The organism is Cytobacillus oceanisediminis, assembly GCF_007830235.1.
Classification (GTDB): domain Bacteria; phylum Bacillota; class Bacilli; order Bacillales; family Cytobacillaceae; genus Cytobacillus; species Cytobacillus oceanisediminis.
In genome coordinates, this window is sequence record NZ_VLKI01000001.1 from 231,699 (window position 1) to 248,988 (window position 17,290).

Consider the following 17,290-nt stretch of genomic DNA (forward strand, 5'->3'; position numbering starts at 1 on the left):
GTCGTTAATCATTTTAATTAACGACCAAAATAAAGCTGATATAGGGAAAATGGTCTTTAATCATTTGAATTAACGACCAAAATAGAGCGGATAAAGGGAAAATGCTCTTTAATCATTTGAATTAACGACCAAAATAGAGCGGATAAAGGGAAAATGGTCGATAATCATTTGAATTAACGACCAAAATAGAGCGGATAAAGGGAAATTGCTCTTTAATCATTTGAATTAACGACCAAAATAGAGCGGATAAAGGGAAAATGCTCTTTAATCATTTGAATTAACGACCAAAATAGAGCGGATAAAGAGAAAATGGTCTTTAATCTTTTGGATTAACGACCAAATTGGAGGCGATAAAGAGAAAATGGTCTTTAATCAATTGAATTAACGACCAAAATAGAGCGGGTAAAGAGAAAATGGTCGTTAATCTTTTGAATTAACGACCAAAATAGAGCGGGTAAAGAGAAAATGGTCGTTAATCTTTTGAATTAACGACCAAGATGGCGGTAATGAAGGGAAATTGTCGTTAACCATTGGGGTTAACGCCTTTTTACTCACTCAACCTGTTCACTGGATAAAAAAGCTGTGCTGACTTAAACTTAAACAAAAAAACTTCTCACAAAGATAATGGCTAGATTGCTCTGCGGGCAAGATCAGGGGTCAGCACTCCTTTTTTCTTGGCCATCTGCTTGTAAACATTTTTAATAGTTATCAATTTGCGCTCTCTGCAATTTACCGCTGTAATCCACATAAATGGATTTCCATTCTGTATAAACATCCAATGACGCTACCCCGGAATCTCGATGGCCATTGCCCGTTCCTTTTGTTCCGCCAAAAGGCAGGTGGATTTCTGCTCCAGTTGTACCTGCATTAACGTAGACTATTCCAGTATCCAGATCCCTCATGGCTTCGAAGGCCTGATTGATATTTTTTGTATAGATGGCACTGGAAAGGCCAAATTCTACTTTGTTATTAATTTCAACGGCTTCTTCCAGACTTTGAATAGGTATGATCGAAACAACTGGTCCAAAAATTTCTTCCATGGCAATTCTCATATCCGGTTTTACGTCTGTAAAAATGGTAGGCAAGTAGAAATTCCCGTTCTCAAACCCTTCACCATCAGCGATTTTACCGCCAGCAAGCAGTTTTGCTCCTTCTTCCTGGCCAATTTTCACATACTCATCAATTCTCTCAAGTGAGGAACGATTGATGACAGGCCCTACTTTTACGGTTTCATCCAAGCCATTGCCCAGCTTTAATTCTCCTATACGGTCTAGAAGCTTTCCTTCCAATTCTTCCTTTACATCCACATGAACAAGGACACGGCTTGTTGCCGTACATCTTTGACCGCTCGTTCCAAAAGCCCCCCAAAGAATCCCTTCAGCCGCAAGATCAAGATCCCCATCCTTCAATACGGTGATGGCATTTTTACCGCCCATTTCAAGCGAGGTTCTCTTTAGAAGAGCGCCTGCTTTCCCATTAATATCTTTCCCTACTTCATTGGAACCTGTAAATGAGATTAAATCGATGCCCGGATGCTCGACCATCGCATTCCCGACAACGCTTCCCGAGCCGTGCACAAGATTAATAAGGCCTTTAGGAAGTCCAGCCTCTTCATAAATCTTTACAAACTCAGCAGCAAGGATTGGCGTTTCTGTTGCAGGCTTCCACACAATCGCATTCCCGGTAACCAGAGCAGGAAGCGACTTCCAGGAGGCAATCGCAATCGGAAAGTTCCAAGGGGTGATCAATCCTGCCACTCCCACTGGAACCCGGACACTCATAGCAAATTTATTGCGGAGCTCAGACGGGACAGTATCACCAAACATTCTGCGTCCTTCCCCTGCCATGTAATAAGCCATATCTATGGCTTCCTGCACTTCTCCTCGGCCTTCGTCAATGACTTTTCCCATTTCACTTGTAAGGATCTGAGCCAGCTCTTCTTTTCTTTGCTTTAATAGAAAAGCAACCTCATAGAGGATTTCGGCCCGCTCTGGCGCAGGCACTAACCGCCAGGACTTCTGCGCAGCTTTTGCTGCTTCAACTGCTCTATCAACCTCCTCTTTAGAGGATTGGGTTACTTCAGCAAGGACTTCGCCAGTTGCTGGATTTAGAACAGAAACATATTTTCCAGTTGATGATTCGCACCATTCACCGTTTATAAAATTTAAGACTTTTTTCATTATAGACCTCCAAAATATGAATATTTTTTTAAGCGATCACGATTTTCAACTTTTCTTTTATTCTATTAACAGCTTCGTATAATCTTTCATTCGGTACGGAAAGAGAAATGCGGAAATAACCTTCCCCTGAGGGGCCAAAAGCATTGCCGGGTGTCAGGATCACACCGGTCTGCTCCATAACGCTGCTGACAAATCCAGCCGATGTATAACCGGTTGGAACAGGCGCCCATATGAAGAAACTCCCTTTTGGCGGGCTGACCTCCACTCCTATGGTTTTCAACCCCTCCAGCATCACAGTCTTGCGTTCCTTATAGATTTTGTTATGCTTTGCAATACAGCTTTGGTCACTGTTTAATGCAAACGCTGCTGCTTTTTGAATAGGTGTTAGCTGCCCTGTGTCCGTATTGCTTTTATAAATTGAAAGCGCTTTAATAATATTCTTGTTGCCAACCACATATCCGATTCTGAACCCTGTCATGTTATACGTTTTTGATAGGGATCCGAATTCTACAGCTAAATCCTTTGCCCCCTCGACTTCCAGGATGCTCGGTGCTTTATAGCCGTCAAAAGTGACCATATTATAGGCCGAATCATGGGCAATCGGTATATTATGCTTTCGGGAAAATTCCACAGCCTCATTGAAGAATTCGACATCAACTGTAGCAGAAGTTGGATTCCCTGGATAATTCAAAAACATAAGCTTTGCCTCACTCAGGATTTTTGCTGGAATAGCATGTAAATCAGGCTTAAAATCCGTTTCCTTTAACATTGGCATATTGTAGTACTGCCCATTTGCCAGGAGTGTTGCCATCCGGTACACAGGATAACTCGGATCAGGAACAAGCACATAGTCACCAGGATCAATGAGGGTTGGCACTATGTGGGCAATCCCCTCTTTTGAACCAATTAATGCAAGCACCTCCGTATCCGGGTCGAGCTTTACTTGATACTGCCTCCAATAGAAATTGGCAACAGCTTGTTTAAACTCCGTGCATCCTACAAAGCTGGGATATTTTAAATTCTTGGGGTCTTTCGTCTCTTCAACCAGCTTATCAATAATGTGTTTAGGCGTTGGCAAATCCGGGTCCCCAATCCCTAAATCGATGATATTTACCCCAGCTTTCATCATTTTTTCCTTTTTCTTATTAATTTCTGCAAATAAATAAGGAGGGATTTGACCAATTCTATTCGATTGAAAATTCACAAACTCACCTGCCTAACAATAAATTTTCATATATTCAGAAAATTCATACTCTGTATTTATAATTTACTGCTTTTACATGCAAATCACTATGGTTGATTTGAACAAAAATAATAGCTATTTACATTTATATTCCGTATGATTTTTACAAATTAAATAATTTATTAATGTTAAGCTGATGATTTAAGACATATAAAAAGTGCTTTTGGCAATTAAAAAATGCTGGTTATGGCAGTATGTTTTTTGAATGTAAAAAGCCGAAAATATGCAAGAAATGAATAAAAACTTGCATATTTTCGGCATATTCTTAATTTGTGATATTAAACGAAAGCACCCAGTTAGTTGAACAAGACAATAAAATAACTTTTATAGTAAAATATTAGTATTTACAAAAGGAGCCTCATTCTTATGAATATTTTAATTTTAGGTGCAACTGGACGAGTTGGAAGTCAAATAGTTACTTATGCCCTTCATGACAGACATCATGTTACTGTATTAGTTCGCACTCCAGAAAAGATTCAAATAAATAATGAAAATTTAACCATTGTTCAAGGGAATGTTTTAAACAAAGATGATATCGTAGATGTAATGCATGGGATTGATGTAGTTATTAGTGCACTAAATACTGATGGCACAACCACTCTATCAGAAAGTATGCCACTTATTATCGAAGCAATGGAAAATGAAGGTATAAAACGAATAATAACTATAGGAACTGCGGGTATCCTGCAAAGTAGAACCACGCCAAATTCTCTGCGTTTTCAATCAAGTGAATCAAAGCAGAAGTCAACCCGTGCAGCGAAAGAACATCATAAAGTTTACGATATGCTCAAACAATCAACCCTCGAATGGACGATTGTCTGTCCTACGTACTTGCCGGATGGTGAAAGGGTAGGTAAATATCGAATAGACCGAAATTTTTTGCCGGAGGGTGGAGCTGAAATATCCGTACCGGATACAGCAGAATTTACTTTTAAACAGATAAAAGCAAGCGTTTATATAAAATCGCGTGTAGGTATCGCCTACTAATAATATTCTTATACTACTTTCATATTGCCAGCCTAGTATGAACGAACCCGCTGTAACGATGCTTCTTCACAATGATGTCATTCGGCTGCGGTGCAACTTCGTAAAATTCCACTCCCCAGCTCCCCGTCTGGCAAATCGGGTTGACACCATCCGGAAAGCGGGAAAGCCAAACCTCGGCATCAGTCGCCTTCTCATGATTCGTCTGCAGAAAAATGATTGGAACAGAGTGCTCTCTTGCCGCATAAACAAGCTGCGCAAACTCGGCATCATTTTTTTGACCGCGCTGACGTCGCTTCTGCTTTTGGCAATCGCTCCACTGTTCTTTACTCTACCTGCTGCAATGGGCTGCTTCAGCGAGATGCAGTCCTGCATGCCGAAGTAAAGAATTGCCGTGTGAAAAACCACTTAAATCTCCTGCTTCCCCTAAAATACCAGCTCGCGCCATATACATAAATGCCATCGACCCAAAAACAAGCCGATTCCTGATCGATAAAAATCGGCCATATTTTAAAATCGTACAAAGCATTATTCAGGAAGGACAAGAAACAGGTGAGTTTAAAAAGGGACAAACCCCCGATCGAATCACTGATTTAGTCACTCGGAATGTCAGAGGCTCTTTATATGACTGGTGCCTTCATGACGATGGTGAATATGACCTTGTAGAAGAAACACTTGATGTAATGAAGCTTATACTATTTGGATTAAAAAATTCTTAGCTACCTAAAAACTTAAACCTTGCCTCTGTACGTAAAAGAGACAAGGTTTAAGTTTTTTTTGTTAAGACTAATTAAATACTATATTTAAAAAATCATTCTTAAGATAATGTTAATGATACTGTTTTTCTTTTTTGGGTCAATTTCTGTAAATAATATTCTGTTTTTGGGTCTGGTGTTGTTTCTTAATAAAACTTTTCCATAAACCTCTCCCTTTAAGTGAAATTCGCTCGAATCCTCGGGATATAACGAGTGTTTTTTTGTAAATAATATGATTGTTAAAGCAATAAATTGAGGAGGATTTGTATGCAACAGGATCAACAAGCTAAAGAGAATTTGGGTTCTATTATGAAACCACAATTTTCCGGAACTGATGCACAAAAAGTAAAACAAGAAATTCAAAAAGATGTAAGCGAAGGACAAGGTGCAATGACTTCCAGAGAGGCAGGAGCAATGAAAGATTGAAAAACCGGGAGTGGATGACTTCTGGGAATTACGCTTTTCGTAAAAACGCGGCTGTCCCAATTGATGGGGCAGCCGCAAAAGTCCTACAAGATCATTCCGATTGAAACCTGTTTTGGATTCATTTTCATTTCTATAATGATTGGCCGTTCATTTTCTCTAAGAGCTTCCTTAAAAGCTGAACGGAAACTCTCAGCTGAATCTGCAGTAACGCCAATGGCCCCCATTGCTTCAGCCAGCTTCGTATAGTTAACATCTGAAAGTTCGGTTCCGATCACACGATCAGGATACACTCTTTCCTGATGCATCCGAATGGTTCCATAAGAGGAATTATTAAATAAAAGGACAATAACGGGTATATGATTTCGTACTGCCGTTTCAATTTCCTGCAGGGTCATCATGAACCCGCCATCTCCTGCAAAGACAACCACCGGCCGTTCAGGATATGCTATCTTCGCTCCAACACCAGCGGGAAATCCATAGCCCATTGCTCCCGATGTAGGAGCTGCGTAAGATTTTTTGCCTGTAAAGCTATGGAAATTTTGCAGCCAGGTAGCAAAGTTCCCTGCATCATTCGTAATAATAGCCTCTTTTGGACAAAGCTCATTAAATGCCTGAATCACTTCTTTATAGCCGATTGACCAAGGGGCTTCCTCAATCTCATCCATTCGTGATGATTGAATAAATACCTCTTTTCGCTCTTTAGTCCATGATGACCAGCGAGAAGAATCCCACACTTCCACTTCTTTATTAAGAGAGTCAAAAGCTGTTTTAGCATCCGCAACAAGCCCAAGAGCTGGAGGATAGACTTTGCCAAGGACATTTGCTTCAATATCAAGGTGAATTAACGTTTGTTCCGGGTTTATTAAGGAATAATCCTGTGTAGTGACTTCGGAGAGCCTGGTTCCAACTGCAAGGATCACATCAGCTTGGCGGACGGTTTCAATCTGAGAAGAAGGTGTACCTAAACCTAATTGCCCACAATACATGGGATGATCATTAGACAGTACATCATGCCTCCTGAATGAAGCGACGACAGGGATGTTTGTTTTTTCAATAAAAGATTGCAGCGCCTCTTCACCATCAGATAACTTAACCCCGCCTCCGGCAATGATTACCGGACGTTCAGCCTTCTTTAAATAAAATAAAATCTCTTCGGTTTGTTCTTTTGAAAGAGCCGGCTTTGGGACCTGAGTGCCAGCTGCGAAATTCATGTCAGCCACCTTAGGCAGCACGTCTTCTGGCAGTGATACAACCACAGGTCCAGGGCGTCCTGTCTGTGCAATCCTAAAGGCCCTCTGAACAAGCTCAGGTGTCCGTTCCGGATCTCGAATTTCCACTCCCCATTTGGTTACCTGCTCGAGAAAACGATCAAGCTCCATTTCCTGAAAGCCTTCACGCCCTCGAAATTTTGTATGAACCTGCCCAAGAAAAATCACCATTGGAGTGGAATCCTGATAAGCTGTATGAATTCCAATAGAAAGGTTGGCTGCTCCAACCCCCCGGGTGGCCATCACAACTGCAGGCTTATTCGATGTTTTCCCATAACCCTCAGCCATAAATGCTGCTCCACCTTCATGGCGGTTTGAGATTAACTCTATATCTTTTTCTTCATAGATTGCATCCATTAATGGCAGGTAGCTTTCCCCGGGTACACAAAATACATGCTTGACATTTTCACGCTTCATACATTCAACAATAGCTTGAGCACTCGTCATTTTCACCATTACAAACTCCACCTTTCAATTGGAAACCTATTAAGATATCAGATTGATGATCCATTTTTTTCTGTCCATAATTGAAGCAGTAATTTTTAGGCTCTTTTCACATACTGAAATGACATTTCATTATATAAAGAAGTTTAGTTAAATATGACTGTCCTATTCATAAAAATCCCCTAAAGCCTAAGTCCTCGGATATAGCCTGAGCGGCTTTTTGTGTTTTTTCAAGAATTTCACTTCTTCTTCCATCTGAAAACCGCATGCTTGGACCCGTTACGCCAAGAGCTCCAACTACCTCTCCGGAGAAGTCCCGAATAGGAAAGGAGAAGCCTACTGTATCAGGATCCTGTTCACCTAAACTCTCAGCAAAGCCTTGTTGTCTAATAGTCTCGAGTTCCTGGTATAACTTTTTTTCATTGGTGATCGTATAAGGTGTGAATTCTTCGAATTTCATCCGGCTGATAATTTCTTTTTGCCTCGTTTTTGGGAGGAAAGCCAGTAAGAGCTTTGGGCCTGAACCAGCGAATAAAGGCATTCTTTTGCCAACTCTCGTATAAAGTCTTATGGCCTGGTTGCTTTCTACCTTTTCGATATAGATTGCCTCTTCTCCCTCGCAAACTGAAAGGTGGACGACTTCATTGATCTCTTTGCATAAAGCTTTCATATGATCAAATGCCGCCTGCCGAAGTTCCAAGTCCTCGCTGACAAGGTTACCTAATTCAAGAAGCTTGAGACCCAGACGGTAGCGTATATCATGTTCTGATTTTTTAATTTTGCGCAGGAATCCCCCCTCTTCAAGAGAAGCAAGCAGACGATAGGCAGTGGCCTTTGGCATTCCAGTCATTTCATAAATTTCTTGAAGGGATATCTCGGGCCTTTTCTCAGAGAAAAGAGTTAGTAATTTTAATGCTTTCGTAACACTCTGATTCACGTCATTCATCCTTCTTTCATTCAGGCGGTTATAACGTAACACTTTTACGTTTCGCATATTGAAATGACATTTTATTTTATATTCCTTAAGTAAGCATAATGGCAAATTTTAAAAAAATCAATATAATTAACAGAATTTTTATAAAATTATAAACTATTTATTGAAATACTATTTTTAATAGAGCCAAATAGATTGTTTAATCTATATAAAAAAAGACCTTGTTTAATTCTTCAGCCAGAATAACAAGGTCTCTTATATACTTATTTAGGTGTTTATTCTTCCGCAAAACTCTTCCCATTTAAATAATAGTCAGCCTCCAAAAATGCAGTAAATGCTACTTCTATTTCTGGAACACCAAGTGACTGGACATGTTTCGTAACAGCCTTCGCAAATTGGTTTTGAATATCTTTTCCCCTATCGAACCACTTTACTTCTATAAATGGATAAGCTGGCACTTCATTTTGGTTAAACACGAAAGTTGATTGTACTACTTCCAAAGTGAAGTTTTCTTCTCCGCAGGCACATAATTCTGCTAACTCTTTTATTAGAGGGACACTTATTTCTTTTGTCTGATCAACTGAAATTCCCCTTAAGAATAAATGTGGCATTTTATTTCCTCCAAGTTGTGACAATTTAGCTTTGTTAAAGGAAAGCATTTATATCAATTCTTCCTACTTTCAGCGAGTTGCATTCCCTTAACTTATCATCTAAAGATATAATATTATAATTTAATAATATCTTCCATCCTAACCAAACCTGCTCAATGAATACCGGTCTATCGGGATAGATGTTTCCCCATCCAAGATCAATTCAGTTATAAGTGTCCCTATTAAAGGGGATAGTGTCACACCGCTATGGGTGGCTGCCACATAAAGGTTTTCAAAACCGGGCACTTTCCCGAGGATCGGAAAGCCGTCTTCAGGCATGGCGCGAATCCCGGAGAAGGCACGAACAATTTTGGCTTTTCCTAATGCAGGAACATAGCGAACTGCCATATTAGCAGTTTCCTGGATAACATCGAGCGTTGTCGCTCGGTTAAACCCTGCCTGCTCCATGGAGTATCCCATTAGCACTTCACCATTGTTCGCCTGCCTTAGCCCGCTGATTGTAAAATTCAAGAATGGCTTCAATGGTTCGGATACAAGGATCTGCCCTCTTAACTGATTGACCGGAATCTTAATCCCAAGCATTTCCCCTAATTCCCGTGACCAGGTTCCGCCAGCCAGGATGAGGTTTTTGCAAACATATGTGGCTTGATCAGAAACAACAATATATTTACCATCCTGCTTCTGAATCTCAGTTACTTTATTGTATGTTGAATAATGCACTCCATTTTTTTTGGAAGCTCTCATATACATATCAATCAGCCGGAAGGGATTTACATTGCCATCAATGGAGCTGTATGTGGCTCCAGCGACTTCAGGGTTCATGAAGGGTTCTTTTTCAAGGACCTTTTCCCTTGATAACACCTTAATTTTTATGCCGATTTTACGGTAGGATTCAGCAAGCTGCTTTGCTTTTTCCCGGTCGCTTTCATTGAAAAATGGCGAAAGTCCTCCAGTGCGCTTGTATTCAACATCACCTATTTTTTTAGACAAATATGGATAAAGTTCAGCGCTGTACATATTGAATTCCGCATACCAGGAAGGGGTCTTATTATGTACCCAAACCCAGGCCTGGGTAGATCCGGAAGTGCCTGACATGGGGTATTTTTTATCGAGCACAAGCACGCCCTCTTTGTATCGTTCTGAAAGATGAAAGGCAATCCCGTTGCCTACTACGCCTCCTCCAATCACAATCGTTTCATAGCTTGTTTCCACTCATCTCACCTTCCCGTCCTCTATTTCCACCTCATCCAGCACCGATTTGACGGCGGAAAAGGCTGTGCTGTTTGTTGCCAGTATTTCAAGCTTAATCGGAGATAGCGGCATCCGCATCCTTTGCAAAGGAATCTCCGAAAGGGGCAAGGCTGTATGCTCATGAATAATGTTTGCCACCAGTCCCGTACAGATCTTTGCCTGGCAGGGACCCATTCCGCATCGAGTCAGCCTTTTAACGTCATCAAAGGTTCTGCCCCCATGCTCAATGACTTCTTCAACCTCTTCATAGCTGATTTCTTCACATCGACATATGATCGTTGTTTTATCCAACTTATTCACCTTCTAGTCTCTTTTTTCTATTAAACTAAGAGATAAACTGATCCTTCAGCACCGGGGAGGAAAATTTTTCTATGTGTTTTGTTCTTCCTTCCCACACATCTTTATACTCTGAAAGCTTGAGCTCTTCCCACAATGCATCTCGGATTTCCTCTGCCTCTCCACTCCTGATTGTCTGTAAATCTTCACATATACTGATTCCGGCAATCATGCCTGTGAGAAGCAATGCACCCTGTTGGCTAATGCCCGCCGCATTTCCGGCTAAAAATACATTTTCCCTGTCTGTTTTAAACTGACGATTATATTGGGGGATCCATCCTCCCAGCTCTTTCTGGTAGCCAAACGAACAGCCAAGCTGGTAAAACGAATCAAGTATTGGCGATCTTCCACCATCGATGCATACAACATCCGCAGAGACCGTTAAGATCTCTCCGTTCACTTCAATATCGATTTCCTCCACCTGTCCATTACCTCTTGCCTCTTTTATAAAACTATTAAAATAAAAAGGAATACCTCTTCCTATTAACGCATCTGTTTTTTCCTTCTCTCTTGCAGCTGCCGCAGGGTTTTTCTCAACGATTCCTTTAACCTCCACGCCAACCTCCAATAGCTGGCTTGCAACATCCAGGGCAAAATCGCTTGAACCCACAATCACTGCTTCCTTCCCTGGCATCACAAAATCCCGGTTTACCAGAGTTTGGGCGGCACCGATCGTTATAATTCCCGGAAGCGTCCATTTTGGAAAAGCCACTGCCTGTTCAGCAGCACCAGTGGCCACGACGATCTTTTTTGCTTTAACAGGAAACACCTTTTCCTCATCTGAAAGGCCCACACTTCCATCTGCATACAGCCCGATAACACGATGATTTAAAAGCGTGCCTACTGTAAAATCATTGATTTGCTCTGTTAAAACCTTAGCCAATTCAAACCCCCGCATCGGCTGATAGACGGAAGGCAGCGGCCTGATAAGCTGCGTTTGCTGGCATAGCTGGCCGCCAAGAGAGGATGATTCATCGACAATCGTGACATCCAATCCTCTTGTAGCAGTTTCAATCGCCGCTGCAAGGCCTGCCGGTCCTCCGCCTATTATGAGAACGTCAGTCTCCATGCTTTTCCCTCCTTACCTCGGGGTCTTCCAGATTTGGATATACGCTCATTCCTTCTTCAACCTTTGTCATGCAAGTCCGTACATGATCTTCACCGTTAACCGTCATATAGCAGCTGCAGCATCGCCCGCGCGAGCAAAAAAGGCCTCTTGATTGCACCAGCTTACGGCTTAATCCAAATTTCTTTACTCCATTAGCCATTAAAGCAGCTGCAACCGACTGCTGCGTATAGGCTTTATACGGCTGATCATTGAAGTAAAAGGTTACAGGCTCTTGAAGCTGCTTCCCGAGGATGGGATGATTCTCTATATGCATATAAGCCACCTCTTCGTTAATTTTTGGAGGAAAACACTTTCCCTACCCCAAGTATTCTTTCAATCACTAGCATTAGGATAACTGTAAATAGAATCATAATGCTCGATACAGATGTTATGATCGGGTCATACTGATATTGCATGTAAGTATAGATGCGCACCGGCAGTGTTACAACGTCGGTGCTGACAATAAATAAAGCGACTGTTAAATCATCGAAGGAGGTAATAAAGGCAAAAATAGCACCCGCTATGACACCTGATTTAATAATCGGCAGGGTAATTTGATAGAAAACCTTTATAGGCCCTGCTCCAAGGTTCAAGGCCGCCTGTTCAATCGAACGGTCAAACCCTACTAAACTAGCAACCACGAGACGCATTACAAAGGGAACGGTTAAAATGATATGCCCCAGGATTAATGCCAGCGGGCTCGCAGCCAGCCCAATCCACGAGTAAAACTGCAAAAGGGCAACCCCAAACACGACCGATGGAATCAATAGCGGAGATCCCACTAATTGAACGATCGCTGTTTTCCCTTTAAACTGGCGCCGGACAACCGCAATCGATGCCAGTGTCCCAATAGCAGTGGAAATGGCTGCTGTTCCGAATGCCACAATAATACTCAGGGTAAAAGACTGCATGAATTCCGGATGTTCGATAAGTTCGGTATACCATCTGAGGGTCAGTCCTTTTGGAGGGAAAACAATATATTCTGTTGTTGTTAAGGAAGACAGCAATACAACCACAATTGGTGCCAGCAAGAAGACATACACTAAAAAGCAAACAAAGTTAAAGAAAAATTTCGGCAAGTTCTTTCTCATTGTATCGCCACTCCCTTTTCAGACCTGGCAAGTATTTTGCTGTAGGCGATAATCGTAATCGTTGCAATCAGGATTAATAGGAACCCAATGGCCCCTCCATACGGCCAGTTCAGCATGACAGCAACCTGTTCATATGTTAAGTAGGACATGACCTTTACCTGTGGGCCTCCTAAAATGGCCGGTGTGACAAATGAACTGACGCTTAAACTGAATACCATAACAGATCCTGCAAAAACGCCTGGCAAGGTTAGCGGAAGCAGGATGGAAAAGAAGGTTCTGAAGGAGCTGGCCCCGAGATTTTGCGAGGCTCTGATGACGGAATGATCAATTTTTTCAAGAGACCCCATGATGCTTAGCACCATGTATGGAAAAAGAACATGTACCATGCCAATAACGACACCTAGTTCGGTGTACAAGAGGGTTAGCGGCTGATCAATCCAGCCCAGCTTTAAAAGAGTATTATTGACCACCCCATTATTGTTAAGCAAAATGACCCATCCATAGCAGCGGATAACCATGCTGATCAAGAGAGGGGACAGCACAAGCAAGGTTAAGTAATTCCTTGCCCTCCCCTTTGACCTTGAAATCTGAAAAGCTACCGGATATGAAATAATGATAGTGATCAATGTGGTTAAAAGCGCGATTTTAACAGTCCGCCAGACAACTCCCAAGTAAAATGGATCTGACATGAACTTTATGTAGTTCTGAAGCGTCCACTCATTCCCAATCCCAGTGCTGGCATCAAAAGTTTTAAAGCTTGTAATAAACAGGAAAAACAAAGGAAGCAAGAAGAAAAAGATAAAGATTCCGAGGGTTGGAATCAACAGCAGCCAAGTATCAACCCGTTTCCTATTTAAATTCTTTTTCTTCTGCTGAAGCAATAAATCATGTTCCGTTCCAATTCCGGCTTGCATTCATTCTCACCTCACCATTCTTGAAGGCAGCAGATCCTCCGGATTCCAATACGTATAGACACTGTTTCCTTCTTTTATCTGGGACGGATTCAAGACAGTATTGGATATATCAGCAACAAGATGCTTATCCTGTATTCTTAAAATATATCGAGTCTTGGCACCCAGAAACATTTTCCTTTCAACTTTCGTTTGGAAGGCCTCGTTTCTTTCATTTGACACACCTAACGAGATTTGAATTTTTTCAGGCCTAATGAAAAAGTGAACCTCCGAATTCTTTGCTGATGGTATGGAAACAATCTGTTCATTGCCGAAAAAGTGCATCTTGCATTTTTTATTATCATAGGTTTCCACCACTTTTCCCTGAATGTGATTCACTTCTCCAATAAACTGGGACACAAAGTCTGTCTTCGGATGATTATAGATGGTAGCAGGATCATCCACCTGTTCAATCCTTCCCTCATACATGACAGCGATACGGTCTGATATCGCCAATGCTTCCTCCTGGTCATGAGTAACAAAAATCGTCGTAATGCCGACTTGCTTCTGAATATCGACGATTTCTTCACGCATTTCCTGGCGCAGCTTTGCATCAAGATTGCTCAAGGGTTCATCAAGGAGAAGCACTTTCGGTTTGATGACAAGTGCCCTTGCAAGCGAAACCCGCTGCTGCTGTCCCCCGGAAAGCTCCTTTGGATAGCGCTTCTCATATCCGGACAATCGGACCATCTCCAGGGCTTCAAGTACCCGCGTATTGATCTCATTTTTAGGCACCTTGCGCAGCTTCAGCCCGTAGGCCACATTTTCAAAAACAGTCATATGCGGAAATAATGCGTAGTTCTGAAACACCATGCCCATTTCTCTTTTATTAGGAGGAAGCAGGTGAACGGGCTTGCCGTCCACCTCAATCTTCCCGCCATCCACTTCCAGAAATCCGGCTACCATGTTTAATGTCGTCGTTTTGCCGCAGCCTGATGGCCCTAAAAAGGAGACCAGCTCCCCTTTTTGAATCTCAAGGCTCAGCTTTTTTACGACTTCTGTTTTATTAAAAGTCTTAACCACATTTTCAAGGCTTAAGTAGCTCATCATTTCACCTCTTCCTTAATGGGCTACTTCTATTTCTTTATTAGCCCGCTCTGTCCATTCAGCTCGTTTTGCATTGACTACTTCCCAATTCACTTTGATTAATTTCGCAATTTCATCTTCTCCATAAACAACCTTATCCACAATATCTCCCTCAAGCTTCACGTTCTTATTAACCGGGCCGTCAAAAAGAGAGTTGGCAAATAAAAGCTGTGCTTCCTCATCCAGAACAAAATTAACAAATTCCTGGGCAAGTTCTGCATTGGGCGCATCCTTTACCACACTAACTGTCGGCATTAAAGCAGGAACACCTTCTTCAGGGATAACATACTCAATCGGGAATCCAGTATCCTGAAGGGTGAACACACGGCTGCTTCCCCATGCACTTGCTACTGTCTGGCCTTGCATGAAGTAGTTGGATACGTCTGCTGTTTTATCAAATGTCACTGCATTTTCGGCAATTTCTTTAAGCTTTTCAAAGCCTGGTTCAATGTTTTCCTCACTGCCTCCGTTCGCGATAGCCGTCATGAGAAGGAAATGGACGCCATAAGTATTCGCAATGGAAGGCAGTACAAGCTTCCCTTTGAATTTCGGGTCTGCGAGATCATTCCACGATGTCAGCGGCTCCCAGCCATTCTGTTCAAAGACTTCTTTGTTATAGGCCAATCCGGTTGAAATGATTCCGAACCCAACACCCACATTGTCTTTATCTTTCGCAATATCGTATACATTTGCTAGATTTGTAACAACACTCTCATCTAATGGTGCCAGCAATCCAAAAGCTTTTGCCTGTGCTTGCGGACCATCATCCAAAAAGGCAACATCAATTTGCGGATTGTCCTTTTGCGCCTGAAGCTTCGATAGTGTATCAACAGAACTTCCTGTAATATACTTAACCTTTACCCCATTTTCTTTTTCAAATTTTGGTATTAGAACCTCTTTCATCTTCTGCTCATAGCTTCCTCCATATGCTGCTAAAACAAGGGTTTTTTCAGGACTTTTTCCTGATCCTTCATCTGTTGAACTTCCAGTTTGGCCGCTGCATCCGGCCGCAATAACAAGTAATAAACAAAGCAATAGTATTAGTGACGCTTTTCTTTTCATTCTCATTTTCCCCCTCGTCAATTTAAGTGTTTCATACCTGCACAAAAGGAGTTGATCTAAGCTGAAGATTGATCAGTTTAATGAATTCCCCCCTTTCTTTAAATGCAATAAATCTATTAAATTGATTATTACAAATTTTCAGTATTCTTATATTAAAATATAATATTATAACTTTATATCTTTTATGTTAATAGATTGTCCATTTTGGAATTATCATTTTTTTATAATTGAACTTCCGTGTAGTAAACCTCTTTATCTGCGCGAATATAGAATTTGGAGTATTCAATAATATCCTCTTGCTTTGTATAGGTAAACCGCTCCCATTCAAACACAGCGGTCCCGGTTTCAACTTGAAGCAGTTTGGACTGTTTTTTAGGAAGTATATAGGGTCTAATAAATGCTTTAGCTCTTCCCAGTGAAACATGAAATCTGTTTTTTAAGATGTTAAAGATAAGTTCATTATTAATATCATCAGATGTAAGGCCTGGGCATTTCTCTGCCGGCAAATAGGTATACTCAAGTGCGATCGGATCATTGTTTTCGATTTTCAATCTCTCAATCTTTATTACTTCATCCTCCGGATCAAGTCTTAATTTCTCACCAATCTCTTCGCCAGCTGCTTCATAAGTAAAACTCATTAAATCATGAGGATGCTCCTGATCTGAATTCGTGGTAAGTGAAATAATAGAATTAAGATCTTGTTCTTTTGCAGCTCCGGAAACGAAAGTTCCCTTGCCTCTTTGCCTAAAAAGATAACCTTTGTTCACAAGCTCAATCACAGCTCTTTTTACGGTAATGGTACTGACATCAAAAAGGTCTGATAATTCTTGCTCAGTTGGAAGCTGGCTCCCAATTTCCCATTGTCCAGAAATGATTTTCTCCTCTAAAATCTTTTCTACTTGTCTATAAAGAGGTATGTGTAAACTTTTATCTAACTGCATTTATTATTCTCCCTCTAGTGAATATAATGTTATAACTTTATAATTATTAATAATTTAACTGTTTTATATCTAATTGTCAATATTTTTTGAATATTTGATACAAAATAAAAAGCCATTAAATTGCAGGTTAATTGCAGAACATTTAAATACATGATTATGTTGGATTTACTCTGTATTTTCACTTTTTCACTTGATCAATGACAACATTTCAAAGCTTTTTGGCCGCAATGATTCCAGAATTTTCAAAGCATTATTCAATGGAAGCTCACTTTTTTTAAAATTGAACTGAATGTGTTTTCAGAAATAGTAAAGAAAAAAGGAATACAATGATTGAGACATAAACCAGTGATTTACTTAAGTGATATTGGTATAAGACCCAAAGAAGTACACAAGGTAAAATCAAACCATTTTAGGAGTAATCCCTTCTGGCACAGATAATCGTTCAAAAGCTGAAAAAGTTTTAAAGTTAATATGCTGGCACAATAATGAAATGAATAGAAAAAGGATGAAACACTCCAACTTATCAAATCGTTTTAAAAAAAGCCTAAACGAGTATAGCAAAAAAAATGGAGAAAGTCAGTAATAGTATTAATATTATCTTCATTCTTACCGCTAACCTA

At 40.9% G+C, this 17,290-nt stretch carries 18 protein-coding genes; 3 read left to right on the plus strand and 15 right to left on the minus strand.

From position 1 onward, the window contains the following. Positions 1-698: 698 nt before the first annotated feature. Positions 699-2,180: an aldehyde dehydrogenase family protein gene (locus IQ19_RS01090; protein WP_144539062.1), complete on the minus strand. Its 1,482-nt coding sequence runs from the start codon at positions 2,178-2,180 to the stop codon at positions 699-701. Positions 2,181-2,208: 28 nt separating this feature from the next. After that, entirely contained in the window at positions 2,209-3,384 is a 1,176-nt protein-coding gene (locus IQ19_RS01095; protein ID WP_144539064.1) for an LL-diaminopimelate aminotransferase, read from the minus strand. 405 nt (positions 3,385-3,789) lie between these two features. Between IQ19_RS01095 and IQ19_RS01100 the strand changes: the two genes are divergently transcribed. Beyond that, the gene (locus IQ19_RS01100) at positions 3,790-4,410 is read left to right on the plus strand and encodes an NAD(P)-dependent oxidoreductase (protein ID WP_144539066.1); all 621 of its coding nucleotides are present in this window, start codon (positions 3,790-3,792) and stop codon (positions 4,408-4,410) included. Between the two features lie 19 nt (positions 4,411-4,429). Here IQ19_RS01100 and IQ19_RS28285 read toward each other — a convergent pair whose 3' ends face one another. Next, positions 4,430-4,627 carry an isochorismatase family protein gene (locus tag IQ19_RS28285; RefSeq protein ID WP_338422625.1) on the minus strand — a complete coding sequence of 66 codons (198 nt, stop codon included), beginning with the start codon at positions 4,625-4,627 and terminating at the stop codon, positions 4,430-4,432. 268 nt (positions 4,628-4,895) lie between these two features. Between IQ19_RS28285 and IQ19_RS28290 the strand changes: the two genes are divergently transcribed. Continuing rightward, complete coding sequence (locus IQ19_RS28290) at positions 4,896-5,126, plus strand: TetR/AcrR family transcriptional regulator C-terminal domain-containing protein (RefSeq protein ID WP_277875266.1); 231 nt, start codon at positions 4,896-4,898, stop codon at positions 5,124-5,126. Between the two features lie 303 nt (positions 5,127-5,429). Further along, positions 5,430-5,588: a hypothetical protein gene (locus IQ19_RS27960; RefSeq protein ID WP_199749339.1), complete on the plus strand. Its 159-nt coding sequence runs from the start codon at positions 5,430-5,432 to the stop codon at positions 5,586-5,588. A gap of 83 nt (positions 5,589-5,671) precedes the next feature. Here IQ19_RS27960 and IQ19_RS01115 read toward each other — a convergent pair whose 3' ends face one another. The 12 genes from IQ19_RS01115 to IQ19_RS01170 all read right to left on the minus strand — a co-directional run bounded on the left by IQ19_RS01115 (position 5,672) and on the right by IQ19_RS01170 (position 16,670). Continuing rightward, a complete protein-coding gene (locus IQ19_RS01115; protein ID WP_144539068.1) occupies positions 5,672-7,312 on the minus strand; it encodes a thiamine pyrophosphate-dependent enzyme in 1,641 nt (546 codons plus the stop codon). A gap of 157 nt (positions 7,313-7,469) precedes the next feature. Continuing rightward, positions 7,470-8,246: an IclR family transcriptional regulator gene (locus IQ19_RS01120; protein ID WP_338422614.1), complete on the minus strand. Its 777-nt coding sequence runs from the start codon at positions 8,244-8,246 to the stop codon at positions 7,470-7,472. A 263-nt stretch (positions 8,247-8,509) separates the two neighbouring features. Then, positions 8,510-8,845 carry a DUF1904 family protein gene (locus tag IQ19_RS01125; protein WP_144539072.1) on the minus strand — a complete coding sequence of 112 codons (336 nt, stop codon included), beginning with the start codon at positions 8,843-8,845 and terminating at the stop codon, positions 8,510-8,512. Between the two features lie 138 nt (positions 8,846-8,983). Then, positions 8,984-10,057, minus strand: a complete 1,074-nt coding sequence (locus tag IQ19_RS01130; protein ID WP_144539074.1) for an NAD(P)/FAD-dependent oxidoreductase — start codon at positions 10,055-10,057, stop codon at positions 8,984-8,986. Then, positions 10,058-10,396, minus strand: coding sequence for a (2Fe-2S)-binding protein (locus IQ19_RS01135; RefSeq protein ID WP_242020847.1), 339 nt, complete (start codon positions 10,394-10,396; stop codon positions 10,058-10,060). 25 nt (positions 10,397-10,421) lie between these two features. Further along, on the minus strand, positions 10,422-11,501 hold the full coding sequence (locus tag IQ19_RS01140) for an NAD(P)/FAD-dependent oxidoreductase (RefSeq protein ID WP_144539076.1): 1,080 nt from the start codon (positions 11,499-11,501) through the stop codon (positions 10,422-10,424). Continuing rightward, positions 11,491-11,814 carry a (2Fe-2S)-binding protein gene (locus IQ19_RS01145; RefSeq protein ID WP_144539079.1) on the minus strand — a complete coding sequence of 108 codons (324 nt, stop codon included), beginning with the start codon at positions 11,812-11,814 and terminating at the stop codon, positions 11,491-11,493. The genes IQ19_RS01140 and IQ19_RS01145 overlap by 11 nt, the downstream gene beginning before the upstream one ends. Positions 11,815-11,830: 16 nt before the next feature. Beyond that, positions 11,831-12,631 carry an ABC transporter permease gene (locus IQ19_RS01150; RefSeq protein ID WP_144539080.1) on the minus strand — a complete coding sequence of 267 codons (801 nt, stop codon included), beginning with the start codon at positions 12,629-12,631 and terminating at the stop codon, positions 11,831-11,833. Beyond that, a complete protein-coding gene (locus tag IQ19_RS01155) occupies positions 12,628-13,545 on the minus strand; it encodes an ABC transporter permease (RefSeq protein ID WP_144539082.1) in 918 nt (305 codons plus the stop codon). Before IQ19_RS01155 ends, IQ19_RS01150 begins: the two co-directional genes overlap by 4 nt. 6 nt (positions 13,546-13,551) lie before the next feature. Beyond that, positions 13,552-14,628, minus strand: a complete 1,077-nt coding sequence (locus IQ19_RS01160) for an ABC transporter ATP-binding protein (protein ID WP_144540027.1) — start codon at positions 14,626-14,628, stop codon at positions 13,552-13,554. Positions 14,629-14,643: 15 nt separating this feature from the next. Next, positions 14,644-15,729, minus strand: a complete 1,086-nt coding sequence (locus tag IQ19_RS01165; RefSeq protein WP_144539084.1) for an ABC transporter substrate-binding protein — start codon at positions 15,727-15,729, stop codon at positions 14,644-14,646. A gap of 221 nt (positions 15,730-15,950) precedes the next feature. Beyond that, positions 15,951-16,670, minus strand: a complete 720-nt coding sequence (locus IQ19_RS01170) for a GntR family transcriptional regulator (RefSeq protein WP_144539086.1) — start codon at positions 16,668-16,670, stop codon at positions 15,951-15,953. Between the last annotated feature and the right edge of the window lie 620 nt (positions 16,671-17,290).

What these genes read in the sequence shown, in the direction of transcription:
- IQ19_RS01160 (WP_144540027.1), bottom strand. Translation starts at nt 14,628, where the DNA reads ATGAGCTACTTAAGCCTTGAAAATGTGGTTAAGACTTTTAATAAAACA.
- IQ19_RS01155 (WP_144539082.1), bottom strand. Translation starts at nt 13,545, where the DNA reads ATGCAAGCCGGAATTGGAACGGAACATGATTTATTGCTTCAGCAGAAG.
- IQ19_RS01090 (WP_144539062.1), bottom strand. Translation starts at nt 2,180, where the DNA reads ATGAAAAAAGTCTTAAATTTTATAAACGGTGAATGGTGCGAATCATCA.
- IQ19_RS01120 (WP_338422614.1), bottom strand. Translation starts at nt 8,246, where the DNA reads ATGAATGACGTGAATCAGAGTGTTACGAAAGCATTAAAATTACTAACT.
- IQ19_RS01115 (WP_144539068.1), bottom strand. Translation starts at nt 7,312, where the DNA reads ATGGTGAAAATGACGAGTGCTCAAGCTATTGTTGAATGTATGAAGCGT.
- IQ19_RS01125 (WP_144539072.1), bottom strand. Translation starts at nt 8,845, where the DNA reads ATGCCACATTTATTCTTAAGGGGAATTTCAGTTGATCAGACAAAAGAA.
- IQ19_RS01145 (WP_144539079.1), bottom strand. Translation starts at nt 11,814, where the DNA reads ATGCATATAGAGAATCATCCCATCCTCGGGAAGCAGCTTCAAGAGCCT.
- IQ19_RS27960 (WP_199749339.1), top strand. Translation starts at nt 5,430, where the DNA reads ATGCAACAGGATCAACAAGCTAAAGAGAATTTGGGTTCTATTATGAAA.
- IQ19_RS01170 (WP_144539086.1), bottom strand. Translation starts at nt 16,670, where the DNA reads ATGCAGTTAGATAAAAGTTTACACATACCTCTTTATAGACAAGTAGAA.
- IQ19_RS01140 (WP_144539076.1), bottom strand. Translation starts at nt 11,501, where the DNA reads ATGGAGACTGACGTTCTCATAATAGGCGGAGGACCGGCAGGCCTTGCA.
- IQ19_RS01100 (WP_144539066.1), top strand. Translation starts at nt 3,790, where the DNA reads ATGAATATTTTAATTTTAGGTGCAACTGGACGAGTTGGAAGTCAAATA.
- IQ19_RS01150 (WP_144539080.1), bottom strand. Translation starts at nt 12,631, where the DNA reads ATGAGAAAGAACTTGCCGAAATTTTTCTTTAACTTTGTTTGCTTTTTA.
- IQ19_RS01165 (WP_144539084.1), bottom strand. Translation starts at nt 15,729, where the DNA reads ATGAAAAGAAAAGCGTCACTAATACTATTGCTTTGTTTATTACTTGTT.